Annotated in this window: 16 protein-coding genes; 7 read left to right on the forward strand and 9 right to left on the reverse strand. The window is 58.4% G+C overall.

Annotation, left to right across the window (positions count from 1 at the left end; genetic code table 11):
* Window positions 1–177: 177 nt before the first annotated feature.
* From HNQ50_RS02790 to HNQ50_RS02810, 5 genes are all read left to right on the forward strand, one after another.
* Window positions 178–1,080 carry a dienelactone hydrolase family protein gene (locus HNQ50_RS02790; RefSeq protein ID WP_184097319.1) on the forward strand — a complete coding sequence of 301 codons (903 nt, stop codon included), beginning with the start codon at window positions 178–180 and terminating at the stop codon, window positions 1,078–1,080.
* Window positions 1,081–1,239: 159 nt separating this feature from the next.
* The gene (locus HNQ50_RS02795; protein WP_184097321.1) at window positions 1,240–2,148 is read left to right on the forward strand and encodes a D-hexose-6-phosphate mutarotase; all 909 of its coding nucleotides are present in this window, start codon (window positions 1,240–1,242) and stop codon (window positions 2,146–2,148) included.
* A gap of 73 nt (window positions 2,149–2,221) precedes the next feature.
* Window positions 2,222–3,706: a 4-hydroxy-3-polyprenylbenzoate decarboxylase gene (gene ubiD, locus HNQ50_RS02800; protein ID WP_184097323.1), complete on the forward strand. Its 1,485-nt coding sequence runs from the start codon at window positions 2,222–2,224 to the stop codon at window positions 3,704–3,706.
* A gap of 29 nt (window positions 3,707–3,735) precedes the next feature.
* Complete coding sequence (locus HNQ50_RS02805) at window positions 3,736–4,116, forward strand: DnaJ family domain-containing protein (RefSeq protein ID WP_184097325.1); 381 nt, start codon at window positions 3,736–3,738, stop codon at window positions 4,114–4,116.
* 18 nt (window positions 4,117–4,134) lie between these two features.
* Complete coding sequence (locus HNQ50_RS02810; RefSeq protein WP_184097327.1) at window positions 4,135–5,001, forward strand: CheR family methyltransferase; 867 nt, start codon at window positions 4,135–4,137, stop codon at window positions 4,999–5,001.
* A 36-nt stretch (window positions 5,002–5,037) separates the two neighbouring features.
* Here the strand turns inward: HNQ50_RS02810 and HNQ50_RS02815 are convergent, their stop codons facing one another.
* Together HNQ50_RS02815 and mdtD are read right to left on the reverse strand one after the other, a co-directional pair.
* A complete protein-coding gene (locus tag HNQ50_RS02815; RefSeq protein WP_184097329.1) occupies window positions 5,038–5,592 on the reverse strand; it encodes a DJ-1 family glyoxalase III in 555 nt (184 codons plus the stop codon).
* 22 nt (window positions 5,593–5,614) lie between these two features.
* Window positions 5,615–7,042 carry a multidrug transporter subunit MdtD gene (gene mdtD / locus HNQ50_RS02820; protein WP_184097331.1) on the reverse strand — a complete coding sequence of 476 codons (1,428 nt, stop codon included), beginning with the start codon at window positions 7,040–7,042 and terminating at the stop codon, window positions 5,615–5,617.
* A 95-nt stretch (window positions 7,043–7,137) separates the two neighbouring features.
* Between mdtD and HNQ50_RS02825 the strand changes: the two genes are divergently transcribed.
* Together HNQ50_RS02825 and HNQ50_RS02830 are read left to right on the forward strand one after the other, a co-directional pair.
* The gene (locus tag HNQ50_RS02825) at window positions 7,138–8,094 is read left to right on the forward strand and encodes a D-2-hydroxyacid dehydrogenase (RefSeq protein ID WP_184097333.1); all 957 of its coding nucleotides are present in this window, start codon (window positions 7,138–7,140) and stop codon (window positions 8,092–8,094) included.
* Window positions 8,095–8,246: 152 nt separating this feature from the next.
* Complete coding sequence (locus HNQ50_RS02830) at window positions 8,247–8,579, forward strand: GrlR family regulatory protein (RefSeq protein ID WP_246428528.1); 333 nt, start codon at window positions 8,247–8,249, stop codon at window positions 8,577–8,579.
* 60 nt (window positions 8,580–8,639) lie between these two features.
* Here the strand turns inward: HNQ50_RS02830 and HNQ50_RS02835 are convergent, their stop codons facing one another.
* From HNQ50_RS02835 to HNQ50_RS02865, 7 genes are all read right to left on the reverse strand, one after another.
* Window positions 8,640–9,164, reverse strand: a complete 525-nt coding sequence (locus tag HNQ50_RS02835) for a GNAT family N-acetyltransferase (RefSeq protein WP_184097337.1) — start codon at window positions 9,162–9,164, stop codon at window positions 8,640–8,642.
* A gap of 99 nt (window positions 9,165–9,263) precedes the next feature.
* Window positions 9,264–10,505: a diaminopimelate decarboxylase gene (gene lysA, locus HNQ50_RS02840; protein ID WP_184097339.1), complete on the reverse strand. Its 1,242-nt coding sequence runs from the start codon at window positions 10,503–10,505 to the stop codon at window positions 9,264–9,266.
* A gap of 125 nt (window positions 10,506–10,630) precedes the next feature.
* Window positions 10,631–11,017 carry a hypothetical protein gene (locus tag HNQ50_RS02845; protein ID WP_184097341.1) on the reverse strand — a complete coding sequence of 129 codons (387 nt, stop codon included), beginning with the start codon at window positions 11,015–11,017 and terminating at the stop codon, window positions 10,631–10,633.
* Window positions 11,018–11,224: 207 nt separating this feature from the next.
* On the reverse strand, window positions 11,225–13,852 hold the full coding sequence (alaS, locus tag HNQ50_RS02850) for an alanine--tRNA ligase (RefSeq protein ID WP_184097343.1): 2,628 nt from the start codon (window positions 13,850–13,852) through the stop codon (window positions 11,225–11,227).
* A gap of 145 nt (window positions 13,853–13,997) precedes the next feature.
* Window positions 13,998–14,903, reverse strand: a complete 906-nt coding sequence (locus HNQ50_RS02855; protein ID WP_184097345.1) for a dihydrodipicolinate synthase family protein — start codon at window positions 14,901–14,903, stop codon at window positions 13,998–14,000.
* Window positions 14,904–15,055: 152 nt separating this feature from the next.
* A complete protein-coding gene (gene ilvD, locus HNQ50_RS02860) occupies window positions 15,056–16,750 on the reverse strand; it encodes a dihydroxy-acid dehydratase (RefSeq protein ID WP_184097347.1) in 1,695 nt (564 codons plus the stop codon).
* A 77-nt stretch (window positions 16,751–16,827) separates the two neighbouring features.
* Window positions 16,828–18,156 carry an MFS transporter gene (locus HNQ50_RS02865; protein ID WP_246428529.1) on the reverse strand — a complete coding sequence of 443 codons (1,329 nt, stop codon included), beginning with the start codon at window positions 18,154–18,156 and terminating at the stop codon, window positions 16,828–16,830.
* Window positions 18,157–18,170: the final 14 nt, after the last annotated feature.

Raw genomic sequence — 18,170 nt, forward strand, 5'->3', positions numbered from 1 at the left:
TGCCGCTCTGCACAATCCGTTGGCATAAACACACATTCAGTTACATGGGCTGTTGTGATAAAGTTCGCCGCTAAATCCCGGCTTGCCCGATTGCGGTGCATGCGCATTTGCGCCCTGTGCCCTGCCGGAGCAACCGTTGCGACAACAAACATTTTGCGTACCCGCGTGACTGATCCAATGAGGTTGTGGTTTTCCCCCGTATTGCTGGTGTTGCTGTCAGCGTTTTTGCTGACCACGTCGCCTGCGCGGGCTAACCGTGTCGAAATCCCCGGCGTTGGCGGGGTAACGCTCACTGCGGAATACACACCGCCCCCATCCGGCAACACGAACGCACCGGGCATGCTGCTGCTGCACGATTGCAGTGGACTGTGGATTAAACCGGGTGTGATGGCAGCGCGTCCCGCTCGCATGGCGGGTTTGCTGCAGGAATTGGGCTACGGCGTATTGATGGTGGATAGTTTTGGCCCGCGTGGCGTGCATGAGGTTTGCACTACGCCCAGCCATGATCGGCCGGTCAATGTGCAACGGCGTGCAGAAGACGCCCAGCGTGCCATCAACTGGCTGAAAGCCCGCAAGGAAATCGACAGTAGTCGCATTGCCGTGCTGGGTTGGTCGCAGGGCGCCACCACCGTACTGTCGCTGATGAATTCGGATAACCCGGGCGTGCGCGCCGCCGTGGCATTTTATCCGTCGTGCGCGCCGTTCCTGAAATTGTCACAACGCTATCAACCTGCCGCACCCACGCTGGTGCTGGCCGGCGAGGCCGATGACTGGACCCCGGTTGAACCGTGTCGTGATCTGGTGGCGCGTTCTGGCATGGATACCTTCCGCCTTGTCAGCTATCCGGATGTCTTTCACGATTTTGATGACCCAGGCGTCGAAGTTCACGTGCGCAAGGATATTCCCAATGAGCAACACCCTGGCCAGGGTGTGACTGTGGGTTATAACCAGGCCGCGACGGATGACGCCTATCGCCGTGTCTTCAAATGGTGCTCACGCTGGCTTGATCCGTTCCATACTTACCCGTATGAACAACGGACTTCGCGCGCACCAGCACCGACACCCGTCAAAAGGCAATGAATGGTGTTGCCGGCCTTGTCTTGATGCAGGTTCGGCGGTGGTCAATGGTGTAACGTTCGATCTCGCGCTGCGGTGCCATGGCACCGCATTTTCTTACCTTGCACATGTTTGAGGCCGGTGCCACGGCCAGAACACGTGCCTGCAGCAGGAGTTACCGCAATGAGCATCAGCCAGGCAGAACAACAGATTGTCGCCAGTGTTCCCGGTCTTGCCATCGTGTCTTCCGCCGGCCTTTATGCTGGTGCGGGTCTGGACCTTCTTACCATTGAAAATACCGCCGGCCGTGCCAGCATTGCGCTGCAAGGCGCGCACGTGGTGTCGTTTGTACCCACGGGTGAACAAGACCTGATGTGGATCTCGCCCAATGCCGTGTTTGGCGCTGGTGAAGCGATCCGCGGCGGTATTCCGCTGTGTTTGCCCTGGTTTGGCCCGCATCCGGAAGACGAGAGCAAACCCAAGCACGGTTTTGCCCGCAATGAAATCTGGTCGCTGGTTGAAGCCAGCCAGCCCGAAGCTGGCCTGACCCGCGTGACACTGGAACTGCGCGACAGCCCGGCATCCCACGCGCTGTGGGAGCACCCGTTTGTTTATCGCCTGACTGTCAGCGTCGGCAAGGCTTTGCATCTTGATCTGTCGATTGAGCACAAGGGCCGCACCCCGCAACTGCATTCCGTAGCACTGCACACCTATTTCAATGTGGGCGACGTGACCCAGGCGGTGATTCATGGTCTGGAAAGCCTGACCTACATCGATACCGCGCAGGCAGGTCTGCCGCGCTTTACCCAGCAAGGCGCCCCGCAGTTGACGGGCCCGACCGACCGTATTTATCTGGATGTACCGCCCCGGCAAGAGATCAAGACACCGTCACGCACCATTGTCATTGAAAGCGCGGACACCCATTGCGCCGTGGTCTGGAATGCCTGGCATAATGCAGACAAGATTGCCGATATCGGCCCGGGTAATTACGTCGGTTATCTGTGTGTAGAGCGCGGTGATATGCGCGACTACTCGCCGGTGTTGCAACCTGGCCAGACGTATCGCGCCAGCATGACGCTGTCTATTGCCTGATCGTAAAATAGCGTTTTGCGATTAACCCGCCGGGCCGCCGCAGTGCGGCCCGTCTGCTTTGCCGTGGAGTCCCATGAAATACAGCGATTTGCGCGACTTTATGGCGCAACTGGAACAGCAGGGTGAACTCAAGCGCGTGACCGCGCCGGTCTCGCCCGTGCTGGAGATGACAGAAATTTGTGATCGCACGCTGCGTGCGGCCGGCCCCGCCATCTTGTTTGAGAACGTGCCAGGCAGCGACATGCCGGTACTTGGCAATCTCTTTGGTACGCCGCGCCGGGTGGCGTTGGGTATGGGGGCGCAAGATGTCGGTGCCCTGCGGGAGATTGGCAAAACACTGGCCTACCTCAAGGAGCCCGAACCGCCGCGTGGCCTGCGAGACGCCTGGGACAAGCTGCCGCTGCTGAAACAAGTGCTCAATATGGCACCCAAAGAAGTGCGTCGGGCCGTCTGCCAGGACACGGTGATTGAAGGGCCGGATGTCGATCTGGGGCGCATTCCGGTGCAGCACTGCTGGCCGGGCGATATCGCGCCGCTGATTACCTGGGGGCTGGTGGTGACACGCGGCCCGCACAAAAAACGGCAGAATCTGGGTATTTACCGGCAACAGGTCATTGGTCGCAACAAGGTCATCATGCGCTGGCTGGCTCATCGTGGTGGTGCGCTGGATTTTCGTGAGTTTGCCAAAGCCAACCCTGGTCAGCCGTTCCCGATCGCCGTTGTATTGGGCTGTGACCCGGCCACCATCCTCGGCGCGGTGACCCCGGTGCCTGATGCGCTGAGCGAATACCAGTTTGCCGGTCTGTTGCGTGGTTCCAAAACTGAAGTGGTGCAATGCATCGGCAACGATCTGCAAGTACCCGCCACGGCAGAGATTGTCCTGGAAGGGCACATCTACCCGGATGCCAACCATCCCTCTGGCTACGAACATGCACTGGAAGGTCCGTATGGTGACCATACCGGCTATTACAACGAGCAAGACTGGTTCCCGGTGTTTACGGTCGACCGCATTACCCAGCGCCCAGACCCCATCTATCACAGCACCTACACCGGCAAGCCGCCAGATGAGCCCGCCGTGCTGGGCGTGGCGCTGAACGAAGTATTCGTGCCCATTTTGCAAAAGCAGTTTCCGGAAATCGTCGACTTCTATCTGCCACCGGAAGGGTGCAGCTATCGCATGGCGATTGTGTCGATCCGCAAACAATATCCGGGCCATGCCAAACGCATCCTGTTTGGGGTATGGTCGTTCTTGCGGCAGTTCATGTACACCAAGTTCATCGTGGTGGTGGACGAAGACGTCAACACGCGGGACTGGAAAGAAGTCATCTGGGCAATTACCACCCGCATGGACCCGGTGCGCGATACCACGCTGGTAGAGCACACCCCGATCGACTATCTGGATTTTGCTTCGCCGGTCAGTGGTCTTGGTGGCAAGATGGGGCTGGACGCCACCAACAAATGGCCAGGCGAAACCAGCCGTGAGTGGGGCCGGCCCATTGAGAAAGACCCGGCCGTGGTGGCCAGGGTTGACGCCATGTGGTCTGAATTGGGTTTGTAGCGGGTAGTGCGGATGGGCAGGGAGGGCGCATGTGGTTCCTGACCGAACTGGCAGAGCGGCGGATTGCTGAGGCCCGGGAGCAGGGGGCATTCGATAACCTGCCCGGCGCAGGCCAGCCCTTGCCGGAAGACCAGATCAACCCGTTGGTGCCTGAGCATCAGCGCATGGCGTGGCGGGTACTCAAGCACAGTGGCTTTTTGCCGCCAGAGCTTGAAATGCACAAAGAAGCGGTGGAACTTGCAATGCGGCTTGCCACCAGCGATACAGAAATACCGGTAGAACAACTGGCACGGCTGGAACAACTGAATCTGTGGCTGGCTCACACCGGGCATCCGTCGCTCAAGGTGCCGGAGACGTATCTGGCGCAAATCCACTCCCGGCTCGTGCAGCGTGACGATCCGCAATCATAACTTTTGAAAGCAACGCCCATGCTCACCAATACCCCCCGCGAGTTTGCCTTCACCGAACAGGATTTCGAGAAAATCCGGGTGATGATCTACAACTATGCCGGCATTGCGCTCACGCCGGCCAAACACGACATGGTCTATGGGCGCCTGGCGCGACGTCTGCGCGCCTTGGGCCTGCGCACCTTCAACGAGTATCTGCAAGTGCTGGAGCGGGGGGACAGCAAAGAGTTCGAGCTGTTCACCAATTCGCTGACCACCAACCTCACCTCGTTTTTCCGCGAGTCGCACCATTTTCCAATGCTGTCAGACCACCTCAAAGCAGCGCGCGGTAGCGGCGTGCTGAATCTGTGGTGTTCCGCCTCCAGTACCGGCGAAGAGCCGTACTCCATGGCGATGACCGCATGCGAGACCTTTGATAGTCTGCGCCCGCCCGTGCATATCATTGCCACCGATCTGGACACCGGCGTGCTGGAAACCGCGCGCCAGGGCATATACAACGCGGATGAAGTGGAAAAACTGGACAACAATCGTGCGCGCCGTTTCTTTGATCGGCAGGCAGATGGTCGTTATCGGGCGAAGCAGGAACTGCGGGATTTGATCGTCTACCGCCGGGTCAATCTGATGGAGCCCAACTGGCCTATTCGTGGCCCGCTGGATGGCATTTTTTGCCGTAACGTGATGATTTATTTTGATAAGCCGACACAGCTAAAGATACTGCAACGCTTTGCGCCGCTGCTCAAGCCCGATGGCTTGCTGTTTGTCGGGCACTCGGAAAACCTCTATCACGCCTCGGATATCTTCAAACTGCGCAGCAAGACGGTTTATGAGCGCGTCAGTGGTGGCGCCGCGCCCACGCCCGCCAGCGGCTTGCGCAGCACCTTGCGCTAGGCGGGTCGGTCGCTGGCGCCGTTTGATCCAGCCGCTTCAGAGATAAAGCATGGCGCGCCCAATCTCGCGGGCGCGCTCTTCTCCGGCCAGTTGCCGGACCAGGTCCAGCGCAAATAACCCGGCCGTGCCGGCCCCGCGTGAGGTGGTGACCTGGCCGTCATTCACCACGTTAGCGGCGGTGACGGTGGCACCCCCCTCCCGCAGTACTTCTTCATTGCCCGGAAAACAGGTCGCCTTGCGCCCACTGAGCATGCCGGCGCGTGCCAGTACGGTGGGTGCCGCGCACAGGGCCGCGACGATCTTGCCCGCATTCAGATGGCTGTGCAGTCTTGGTACCAGCTCCGCCTTTTGCTGTAATGCCGCCGTACCCGGGCCGCCACCGGGCAGGATGAGGGCATCGGCCAGAATGCCTTCGGCCGCATCAAAACCTATATCCGCCTGCACGGTAATACCATGCGCGCCTGTCACCGCCCGGCTGCTGGTCAGGGCCACCATGGTGGTGTCGATGTCGGCGCGGCGCAGCACATCCACAATGGTGATCATTTCGACTTCTTCAAAACCGGGTGCGACATACACGTGGGCGTTGGCCATGCTGTTTTCTCCCTCGCTGGCGTCACAATTCGCCAGCGGCATGCTGTTCCACCGGCGTAGCGGCCCGGCCTGCATCGGGCGAGAGTTGCAGGAAGATGGCCGCAGCCAGCACCGACATCCCACCCACGCACCAGAAAGTATAGTGGAACGATTCGAGCACCTGACTCTCTGACGGATGCACATATTGCGAGACAAAGCCTTGCAACAAGGCTGCCGCTGCCGCCACGCCCAGACTGACCGACAACTGCATGACCACCGACAACAGACTGTTGCCACTGCTGGTATCGGCATCAGACAGGTCAATCAGCGTCACGGTATTCATGGCCGTAAATTGCAGAGAGTTAACCGCACCAAAGATCGCCAGATGCACCAGCAACAAAGGGTAGGGGGTAGATGCATCTACGGTGGCAAAGCTGGCGATCAATGCCCCCAGAAGCAGGGTGTTGATGGTCAGCAATTTGCGATAACCCAGCCGTTCAATCAGCCGGCGCGCCATGGCTTTGGCAAACATGGCAAACACGGCGGTCGGGATCATGGTCATCCCCGCGCGGGAGGGCGAGAACCCCAGCCCCACTTGCAGCAACAACGGCATCAGAAATGGCATCGCCCCGCTACCCAGCCGGGCAAACACATTACCCAGAATGCCCACAGCGTAGGTATGGGTTCTGAACAGTGCCAGGCTGAAGATGGGTTTTTCAAATTTGGCGGCATGCAACCAGTACGCGGCCAGACAAGCCAGGCCCGCCAACAACAGCAACATGACGCGGGCATGGGCCAGATGCAATTCGCCCAGCCCTTCCAGCGCAACAGAGACCAGCACCATCGCCGCCCCAAACAGCACAAAACCACCAAGGTCAAAGCGCACGCGCTCGGCGCCGCGCAGATCGGGCAAAAACTTCAGGGTGGCAATACAACCGACAATGCCCACCGGAATATTGATCAAGAAAATCCAGTGCCAGGAGGCGTATTCCACCAGCCAGCCACCCAGCGTCGGGCCAATCAACGGGCCGACCATGCCAGGCAAGGTGACAAAACTGAGCACGTCAACGAGTTCAGAGCGCGGATAGGCCCGCAGTACGACCAGTCGCCCCACCGGCACCATCAACGCCCCGCCCACCCCCTGGATTACTCGGGATGCCACCAGAAAACCCAGGTTGGGGGATTCTGCGCACAACAGTGAACCGATACTGAACAACAATATGGCGGCAAAGAAGACACGTCGTGTGCCAAAGCGATCCGCAATCCAGCCCGATGCCGGGATCAATAACGCGACCGTAAGCAAATAGGCAATCACCACAGACTGCATACGCAGCGGGCTTTCGTTAAGACTGGCGGCCATACTGGGCAGGGCAGTGTTCAGGATGGTGCCGTCCAGCATCTGCATGAAAAACGCAATGGCGACAATCCAGGGAAGTAATTTGGCAGTGCGCGGGTCCATTACTGGCGGCATGGCGGCTCTTGTTCTGGATGGGTTTGGAAGTTGCTACTGATTCTAGACGGCGGATGGATTAATCTCTGGGCTTTGTGTTTGCCCAAAGGTGTCCTGTGCCGCCCCGTATTGTTTTTCTGGATCGCGAAACCTTGCCTGTTCCCGTGCGCGCTGTGAGCGTGCCGCATGAGTGGGTGCATTACCCGCAAACCAGCGCGCAGGATGTCGTGGCGCGGCTTGCCGGGGCGCAGGTGGCCATTACCAACAAGGTCCCGCTAAACGCAGCCACGATGGGCGCGTTGCCCGAACTTAAACTGATTGCGGTTGCGGCGACGGGGTATAACCAGGTCGATCTGACCGCCGCCCGTGCGCAGGGTGTCACGGTGTGCAATATCCGCGACTATGCCATTGCCGGTGTGGCTGAACACACCCTGATGCTGATGCTGGCGCTCAAACGCCAGTTGCCAGCTTATCGCAACGCGGTCGCCGCTGGCGAATGGCAGCGCGCTCCCGGTTTTTGCGTGTTTGGCGCACCCATGCATGACCTGGCAGGCGCGACGCTGGTGCTGGTGGGCTCTGGCACGCTGGCCAAAGCCACTGCCAGACTCGCCCAGGCCTTTGGCATGCAGATTGTGTATGCCGAGCGCAAAGGCGCAAGCCAGGTTCGGGATGGTTATCTGGCGTTTGATGAGGCGCTGGCTCATGCGGATGTGCTCAGCCTGCATTGCCCGCTGACCGAGCAAACCCGCAACAGCATCGGTGCGCGCGAACTGGCCTTGCTCAAGCCCGGTTGTGTGCTGATCAATACCGCGCGTGGCGGCCTGGTGGATGAGCCGGCGTTGCTCGCCGCTTTGCAGCAGGGGCAACTGGGCGGTGCCGGGCTGGACGTGCTGATTGAAGAACCCCCACGCAATGGCAATCCGCTGCTGGAGGTGAACCTGCCCAATCTGATTATCACGCCGCATGTGGCATGGGCCAGTGTGGAAACCATGTCTGTGCTGGCCGGGCAGCTGATCGACAATATCGAGGCGTTTTTGCGTGGTGAGCCACGCAATGTGGTATGCGGTGTTTAATAAATAGAAAACTCCAATAAAAATTTCACCAAAATTTCAAATGTGGAAATTGGAGCAAGTAATAATTTTTATTTAATATTTATCAATGTTAATTGGGGATTTCACCTATATTGTGAGCGCTCATCTTGAACAAGAAGAGTGAGTCGACAGCTATGGATGGAATTTACAAAGTGAAATTTACTTCCAATGTGCATGATTGGGGTGAAGGCATTGTTGTGATCAAAAATGGATTTCTAAATGGGGCCGATAGCGGATATGTCTATAGGGGAAAGGTAACTGCAGCGCATAATGAAATAAATATGATTGCCGAAATTGTGCAATGGAATGGGGCGGTTAGCTCTGTTTTTGGAACTGTAGGGGCATTTAAATTGGCGCTTAATGGAAAATTGGAGTCACGCAAAAAATTTGAAGTGAAGGGAACTGTTATGGGGATGGATTCTCTGAAAATTAGCATCGTTGGTACATATCTATCTACTGTAGAGTAGTGATGAAAGAGCCCAAATTTAATTTGCTCAATTTGGGTTCTTTGCTGAGGTCTAATATTCCTACACTCGACTTGTATCCAGGGGCCGCCGGTATTGCAGCACCGGCAAGATTTGCTGGCCGACAGTGTGTGGCTGGGCCACACCGTTGGTGGTAAAGCCCGCGCGCTCATAAAAGGCTCGCGCGGCGTGGTTGTCCTGCAAAACCACCAGCCCTGCATGACGCCAGCCGAGTTGGCGTAACCTGGTGCAGGCCGCAGTCAGCAAGCGGGTGCCGTAGCCGTGCTGCCAATGCTGAGGCGCAATATAAAGACCCTTGAGCGCGCCGCAATCCGCTGGCACCTCATCATCTGCGCCAAAACCAACCCAGCCCGTGATTTCCTCGCCCGATATGGTCACCAGGGTGGACTGGTTATCGCGGGTGAGCAGGTGCTGCCAGCGTTGAGTACGTTTGGCCAGGTCAAGCGCAGTCAGAAACGCTGGATCAATGATCCCGGCATAGGCAGCTTGCCATGCGGTGATATGAATGGCGGCAATGGCTGCGGCATCATCCGGAGTGGCCGGGCGAACAAGGGCTTGCTGGGGCATGACGGTTCCTCACTGAGCAAAGAGTGACGGTACGAGGCCATGAAAAAAGCCCCGTAACCGGGGCTTTTTTAAAAAACGAAGCAATGCGCCGGCTGTGGCTCAGACGTTCTCCAGCGCCAGTAGCTCGGCAATGGTCTGGCGGCGGCGAATCAGCGTGACCTTGTCACCGTCGACAAGGACTTCTGGCACCAGCGGACGCGAGTTGTAGTTGGACGACATGCTGGCGCCATAAGCACCGGCATCGTGGAACACCAGCAAGTCGCCAATCTCGGCATCGGGCAGTGCGCGGGGGGCGACGATGCCGCCATCTTCCACCGTGAAGACGTCGCCGGATTCACACAACGGGCCAGCAACGACGGTCGGGCGGGTCGGGTTGCGTTTTTCCACGGCATCCGCACCAATCACGCTGATCTCGTGGTAGGAGCCGTACATGGCCGGACGGGTCAGGTCGTTAAAGCCGGCATCGACCAGCACGAAGTGGTTGCTGCCCACATCCTTCTTGGCGCGCACTTCGGCAATCAGCTTGCCAGACTCCGCCACAAGGAAACGGCCCGGTTCGATTTCCAGATGCACCGGGTGGCCCAGATGCGCCTCAATCTGCTTGCGTGCCTTGTCCCAAATGCTGAAATAGTGTTCGGTATCGACCCGCGTTGCGGTCTGGTCGGCGCGGTAGGGGATGGACAGACCACCGCCCGCCGAGATCGCGCGGATATCGTGGCCGGAGGTTTTGACTTGCTCGACCATGGCATCACACACGCGCTGCAAGTGGGTGTAATCCACGCCGGAGCCAATGTGCATGTGCAGGCCGACCAGATCAAGCTGGTAACGCTTGATCAGCTCAATGGCCTCGCCCAGATGCTCATACCAGATGCCGTGCTTGGATGATTCACCACCGGTGTTGGTCTTGCGGCTGTGACCGTGACCAAAGCCGGGGTTGATGCGCAGCCAGACCCGATGACCCGGGCTACGCTCGCCCAGTTGTTCCAGCATTTGCGGCGAGCCGGCGTTGACCGGCACTTTGAGTTCCACCACCCGGTCCAGCGTTGCGCGGTCCAGGATATCTGCGGTCAGTACCATGGGGCAGGGCTCATCGGCCACTTGGTAGCCTGCGGCCAGCGCACGTTCCAGTTCACCCAAAGAGACCGAATCCACCAGTACGCCTTGTGCACGCATCAATTTGAGCAGATGCACATTGGAGTTGGCTTTCTGCGCAAAACGCACCACATCAAAATAGCGCAGTTGCTCAATGCGCTCACGAATAATGGCGGCGTCATAGACATAACAGGGCGTGCCAAACTCTTTGGCGATACGGGCAAGCAGGGGGCCGTTGGCAGGCTTCATGGAATTCCGGTATCCGTTCTTGTAGTGTGCAGGAAAACCCTTATTCTACATGCCCGGCGCGCTTTTACACGGGGTGGGCTGTAACAGATCATCAATCTGCTGCGCTTTGCGCATGATCAGCCAGATCAATGCATGCGCCCGAACAAAGCCAGACCCAGCACGCCGGCCAGCGCCAGGGCGGCAATGAAACCAAACCAGCGCGTGCGAATACGCAGGCGCTCAATGGCCAGCACCATCTGCGCGTTCTGTTCTGCCAGCCCGTTGATCAGCCGTACCGACTCTTGCAGATCATGTTGCAGGTCGGCCAGTTCCGCGCGTGTTTGCGCCAGTTGCTGTTCCAGCCAGGCATCTCTGTCGCTGGCGCTCAAATTGGCGGGTGGCACAGGCTCTGGTGGCAAAGGCTGGCTGGACCGGGTAAAGAGTTTGCGAGTGGCCTCGATCAGTTTGGGGGTGTTGTCGATAACCTGACCCCAGGGAATGGCCTGGACGGCGGCGAGCCAGTTGAAGGGCACAGCAGATGCTCCTGAAAGTGTGGGCTTTATGTTAGCGCCTGCGGCGTGGGGCTTAAAGGCGTTTCATACCAGGGAGCGCTCCAGCACACGGCGCGTAGGGTGGATTCGGAGCGATAGCGACAATCCACCCCATGTCGGTCGGATGATGCGACATAAAAAACGGGCGCCTTATCCAGACGCCCGTTTTATCGGTAACAACAAACCGTATTACAGTTTGCCGGCAACCCAATCCTTCACACCGGCCAGTGCGCCGGCCAGGTTTTCCGGTTGCGTGCCGCCAGCCTGGGCCATATCCGGACGGCCACCACCCTTGCCACCCACTTGCTGGGCGACAAAGTTGACGAGCTCACCGGCTTTGACCTTGCCGGTCAGATCGGCAGTCACACCCGCCACCAGGGTCACTTTGCCATCTGCGGCGGAGCCCAGAACAATTGCGGCAGAGCCGAGTTTGTCCTTGAGCTTGTCCAGCGTTTCACGCAGGGCGGTGTTATCCGCACCCGGCAGTTCCACGGCCAATACCCTGGCATTGCCAATGGTCACTGCTTCACTGGCCAGTTCATCACCCTTGCTTGCGGCCAGTTGGCCCTTGAGCCTGGCGAGCTCTTTTTCCAGCGATTTGGCGTTGTCTTGCAGCTTTTCCAGCTTGGCAATCAGTTCACCCGGTTGGGCTTGTACCAGCGCGGCCGCTTGCTTGAGCTCACGATCCAGGTTCTGCGCTACGGCCACGGCACCTTCGCCGGTGGTGGCTTCTACACGGCGCACGCCAGCGGCGACGCCACCTTCAGCCAGAATCTTGAAGAAGCCGATATCCCCGGTGCGGTGCACGTGCGTGCCGCCACACAGTTCGGTCGAGAAGTCGCCCATCTTCAATACGCGTACTTCGTCGCCGTATTTTTCGCCAAACAGCGCCATGGCACCGGCCTTGATGGCGTCGTCATAGGTCATATTGGCGACGTCAACGCTGTAGTTCTGCATGACGACGTGGTTGACCAGGGCTTCAATGCGCGCCAGTTCTTCGGCAGTCACCGGCTTGGGGTGGCTGAAGTCGAAACGCGTGCGTTCGTTGTTGACCAGCGAACCCTTTTGTTCCACATGCTTGCCCAGCACTTCGCGCAGTGCGGCGTGCAACAAGTGGGTGGCCGAGTGGTTGCGGGCAGTGGCGCTGCGCTTGTGCAGGTCGATGGTGGCGGCAACGGTGTCGCCCACCTTCAACGCACCGCGCACCAGACGGCCCTGGTGACCGAACACATCGGCCTTCACCTTTTGCGTGTCGGTCACATCAAACAGTGCATCAAGGCCGCCATTGGCGGAGATCTCGCCGGTGTCGCCGGCCTGACCGCCAGATTCTGCGTAGAACGGGGTGTGATCCAGCACAACCACGCCATCATCGCCCGCAGCCAGCGCCTGTACTGGCTCGCTACCGCGATACAGTGCAATGACCTTGGCATCGCGGCTGTTTTCGGTATAGCCATGGAAGCTGCTGGCTTCGCCTTCATATGCCAGGCCTGCAGCCATCTTGAATTGACCGGCCGCCTTGGATTGCTGGCGTTGCGCTTCTAGGGCTTTTTCGAAGCCTTCCATGTCCACGGTCAGGTTGCGTTCGCGGCAAACGTCGGCGGTCAGGTCGATCGGGAAGCCAAAGGTATCGGCCAGCTTGAACGCGGTAGCGCCATCCAGCACTTTCTTGCCGCCTTCCAGCGCAGATTCAAGCAAGGTCATGCCGTTTTCCAGCGTACGGCCAAACACTTCTTCTTCCTGCTTGAGGGCATCTTCAATTTGCGACTGGCGCTGACGCAGTTCCGGATAGGCATCGCCCATCAGTTCGGTCAGTTTGGCCACCAGCTTGTGGAAGAAGTAACCCTTCTGGCCCAGCTTGTAACCATGGCGGACCGCGCGGCGGATGATCCGGCGCAGCACATAACCACGACCATCGTTGGCGGGCAGGGCGCCATCGGCCACCAGGAACGCACACGAACGGATGTGATCCGCAATGACCTTGAGTGATGGGCTGTTAATATCTTCTGCACCAGTCACCTTTTGTGCTTCGGCAATCAGCGCCTGGAAGAGGTCAATCTCGTAGTTGGAGTGCACGTGCTGCATGACAGCGGAAATGCGCTCCAGACCCATGCCGGTATCCACCGAAGGCTTGGGCAGTTTATGCAGCACACCGGATTCGTCACGGTTGAACTGCATGAACACGTTGTTCCAGATTTCGATGTAACGGTCGCCATCTTCTTCCGGCGATCCCGGCGGGCCACCCCAGATGTCGGCACCGTGATCAAAGAAGATCTCGGTACACGGGCCACACGGGCCGGTATCACCCATGGTCCAGAAGTTGTCGGAAGCGTACTTGGCACCCTTGTTGTCGCCAATGCGGATCATGCGTTCCGCCGGCACACCCACTTGCTTGTGCCAGATGTCATAGGCTTCGTCGTCTTCGGCGTAGACGGTAACCCACAGTTTTTCGGTGGGCAGGGCCAGCCATTCTTTGCTGGTCAAAAATTCCCACGCAAACTTGATGGCGTCTTCCTTGAAGTAATCGCCAAAGCTGAAGTTACCCAGCATTTCAAAGAAGGTGTGGTGACGTGCGGTATAACCGACGTTTTCCAGATCGTTGTGCTTGCCGCCAGCGCGCACAACCTTCTGCGAGGTGGTGGCGCGGGTATACGGACGCTTGTCAAAGCCCAGGAACACGTCCTTGAACTGGTTCATGCCCGCGTTGGTGAACAACAGTGTCGGATCGTTGGCGGGGATCAGCGACGAGGAAGCCACAATCTGGTGGCCCTTCGAGGCGAAGAAATCAAGAAACTTCTGCCGGATTTCAGCGGATGTCATGGTCGTGGACGTGTTCGTGGCTAGATGAGAACCCATGATTCTAGTGCAAACCGGGTAGGGCGGATAGCGGGGCGCTTGTCCGGGCGTGGCAACCAGCGCCACAGCCCCGCCGTGCCGGGCTGGCGGGAACTGTGGCAACCCGGAGTCAGAGTGAAAAATCAGTCAGCAGTTTTGTAATCAGTGCGTCGTCCTCTGCACTGAGTTGCCAACCTGGTTTGCGGCAATAATCCGTGCTGATGATGCCCCGACGCAGCAGAATGGTTTTTTCAGCCTGGATGATGTATTCGGGGTGCGTCATCCAGCGCTGGATAAAGGGCAGCAACTGCGCATGCAAAGTACCAGCCGCGTCGTGCTGGCCGCTTTGCCAAAGTTGATAAATGCGGACGTAAATCTCGGCAAATGAACAGCCGGGCATCACCCCTTTACCGCCCACGCTCAGCATATCGAGCATATACAAGCCGGCGTAGCCATTCAGGACGGTGGCTTGAGGTGCGGCAGCGAGGAACTCGCGGGTGTAATCGACTGGCGGATTGCATTCAATCTTGAATACCGCGTGCGGATAACGGCTAGCGACCTCCGCCAGTTGTTGCGGGGTGATGGGCAAGCCTGTTTCACCCGGCGCATATTGCACCATGACCGGAATCTGCACCGCATCAAGCACTGCAAAAATATGCTGCTGGATCGCCTCGGGACCCGGTTTGAGGAAAAACGGCGGCAACAGCATCAGCGCATCGGCGCCCATGGATTGATACTGGCGGGCGCGGATGACCGCAAGTTCGGTGCTGTGATCGGTCACCGACATGGCGCGATACACACCAGAACCCGCCAGGGTCGAAATGAACGCCTCGGCCAGTTGTTGGCGTTCGCCATCGTTCAGCTTCGGAAATTCGCTGGCAATGCCAAACAGCGTGATGCCCTGGACGCCGGTCCGGGCCAGATGGGCCAGCATCCGCTCAAAGGCGGGGAGATCGATATTGCCCTGCGTGGTGAAGGGCATCGCGGCAATCGGATTGACGCCGGCAATGTCGCGAGCGGTAAAGGTGTGAGTCATTGGGCAACTTTATCCTTTTGAGTTGTTGAGATGAGGGCAAAACGAAAGGGTGTCGTGCCACTGCGTTGCCAGTATCAAAAGCTGACAATGGCTGGCCGACCAGGCCGTCATGCGGTTTACCCAGCCGGAAACAGGCCATTGTGACCGTTCAGTCATGCCTGTTCATTGTTCAGAACGGCACCCAGCGCGGCAGACGCAGCGCGGTCGCGATACAGGCGCAAGAACCCTCGCGGAACTTCTTTTTGCACCGGCTGCCAGGTGTGTTTGCGCTGGGCCAGAATGGCTGGATCGACTTGCAGTGTGAGTGTGCGGGCGGGGATATCGATCGCGATAGGGTCGCCGTTTTCGATCAAAGCCAGTGGCCCGCCATCGACGGCTTCCGGGGAAATATGTCCCACAAACAGCCCCCGGTTGGAGCCAGAAAAACGCCCGTCGGTAATGAGCGCGCAGGTGTCCGACAAACCCATGCCTTCCAGGCTTTTCATGGGCTTGTACATTTCCGGCATGCCCGGGCCGCCACGCGGACCTTCATAGCGCAAGACGAGGGCGCTACCCGGTTTGATCTGGCCGGACATGATGGCGTCGATGGATTCCTGTTCGCTGCTAAACACCACGGCCGGGCCGCTGAACTGCATCAGGTTTTCTGGCACTGCGGCGGGTTTGACCACGCAACCAAGTGGGGAAATATTGCCGTGAAGCACAGCGACGCCGGCTTCCTGCCGGACCGGATTGTCGAGTGGATGAACGACCGCAGGGCGCGCGGTTGGTTTACCGGCCGCGAGCAGTTCCGCTTTCGTTTGTCCGCACACGGTGAGGGTATTGAGGTCGTACAGCGATTGCAGTTCATGTTCAACGGCGGGTACGCCCCCGGCTTCCCAGAAATCGATCATGTCGTGTTCTGACGCCGGGTAAAGCGCGGCCAGCAGCGGGACCTGATGGCTGAGTTCATCGAACGCCGACAGAGGCAGCGGCCCCAGTTCAGCCTCATCATGAATGGCTTGCAGATGCAGAATGGCATTGGTGGAGCCGCCCGTGGCCAGCAAAAATGCCATGGCATTGCGGATTGATGCCGGGGTGATGATCTGCCGGGCCGTAATGCCGTTGCGTACCAGATCAACGATCGTTTGGCCGGATTGTTCGGCCACTGTGCGACGTTCCGGATGCGTGGCCGGAATGACGGCGCTGCCAGGCAGACTCATGCCCAGGGCTTCGGCCAGGCAGCACATGGTGTTGGCGGTGCCATACATGGTGCAAGAGCCAGGGCCTGGCTCGGCGATATCTTCAATATGACGGAACTCGGCCTCGGTGATCTGGCCGCGTTTTTTCCAGCCGATCGCCTCGGTCACAATATTGCCGTCCCAATGTTTGCCCTTGTATTGGGCGGGGTACATGGGGCCGCCATTGACCAGAATGGCGGGCACATCCAGCCGCGCTGCGGCCATCAGCATGGCGGGCACAATCTTGTCGCATGAGCCCAGCATGACCATGCCGTCAAACCGGTGCGCCCGCATCATCACTTCAATAGAGGCGGTAATGACTTCCCGGGCGGCCAGCACGTAACGCATGCCCAGATGGCCTTCAGCAATGCCGTCACACGGGGCAATGGTGCCAAAGACCATGCCAACGCCGCCTGCGTCAGCAATGCCCTTCAGTACTTTCTCGGTCAGTTCATTCAGGTTGACGTGCCCGGCAGTGGCGTTGGTATAGCTGTTGACGACCGCGATCACGGGTTTGCGCAATTGTTCGTCGGTGTGACCCATGGATTTGTACAAGGCGCGTTTCAGTGCGCCGTCGTCGCCTTCCAGTACCGGGTTGAAATGGTTGCTACAGCCTTGGCATCCGCTCATGGTGAAACTCCTTATGGGGTGCTGTGGGCAATGCCGGAAACCGGGCCTGCCCACCTTCGTTGTTTGAAAATGCAGGGTCAGACTGTTCTGGCAGGGTTGGCCAGGTGCTTGGGCAGGGCCAGAATCAATGGCGCACACAGCAGCAACATGCCCGCAAGGATGTACAAACCGGTATCGGTGCGGCCGGTCTGGTCTTTCAGCCAGCCCAGCACGGTCGGGCCAAAAAAGCCGGCAAGGTTGCCTACCGAATTGACAAGGGCGATCCCTGCCGCCGCTGCCGTGCCAGATAACATGGCGCCAGGCAGGCTGATGTAGGTGGGGATCAGCGCCAGCGTGCCGCACATGGCCAGGCTGACCCAGGCCAGCATCCAGCCGGTAGAGCCGCTACACCAGGCACTCAACGCCAACCCGATGCTGCCGATGATTGCGGGAATGGCGATATGCCAGCGACGCTCGCGTTGTTGATCGGAATGGCGGCTGTTCCAGACCATGGCAATGGCCCCGAACGCATAGGGCACAGCAGTGAGCAAGCCGATATGCAAATCGTTTTTGACGCCAGAGGTCTTGATGATCGACGGCAACCAGAAATTGATGCCGTAATAGCGGATGTTGAAACTGAAGAAGACGAGCGCCAGCAGCCAGACATAACGGTTGCGCAGCATGTCCCCCAGGCGGTGGCTGGATTGCACCCGGCTGCCCTGGTCACGCACCAGGTTATCCATGACCACTGCTTTTTCTTGCGCAGTCAGCCATTTGGCATCTTCAACCTTGTTGTCCAGATAGCGCAGCACCACAAAAGCCAGCACAAAAGACGGGATGGCTTCAATCAAAAACAGGTACTGCCAGTTATGCAGACCACCCACGCCTTCGAACAGCTTGAGGATCAAGCCGGACAACGGGCTGCCCAGAATGGTGGAGAGTGGCGTGACCAGGATAAACAGCCCCAACACCCGCGCCGAACGCCAGGAGGGGAACCAGTAGGTAAAGTAAAAAACAATGCCTGGAAAGAAACCCGCTTCTGCAGCGCCAAGCAAAAAGCGCAGGGCGTAGAACTGGGTGGGTGTTTTGACAAAGATCATCAGGGCAGACAAAACAGCCCAACTTGCCATGATGCGGGCAATCCAGAAGCGGGGGCCAAAGCGTTGCATAAGCAGGTTGCTGGGCACTTCAAACAGAAAGTAGCCGACAAAGAATATGCCCGCGCCAAGGCCATAAATGGTGTCGCTGAAATTCAGCGCGTCTTGCATATGCAATTTGGCAAAGCTGATATTGACGCGGTCCAGATACGCAAAGAAGTAACAAAGGATCAGAAACGGCACGAGCCGCCGGGTGATTTTCTCGTAAAGCTTTTTTTCATCGACACCGTGATGCGTGGTGGATGTCTTTGGCATGGTGGGATCAGACATCTTGTTGCTCCTGC

Origin of the sequence: Silvimonas terrae, assembly GCF_014202765.1 — a bacterium.
Classification (GTDB): Bacteria; Pseudomonadota; Gammaproteobacteria; order Burkholderiales; family Chitinibacteraceae; genus Silvimonas; species Silvimonas terrae.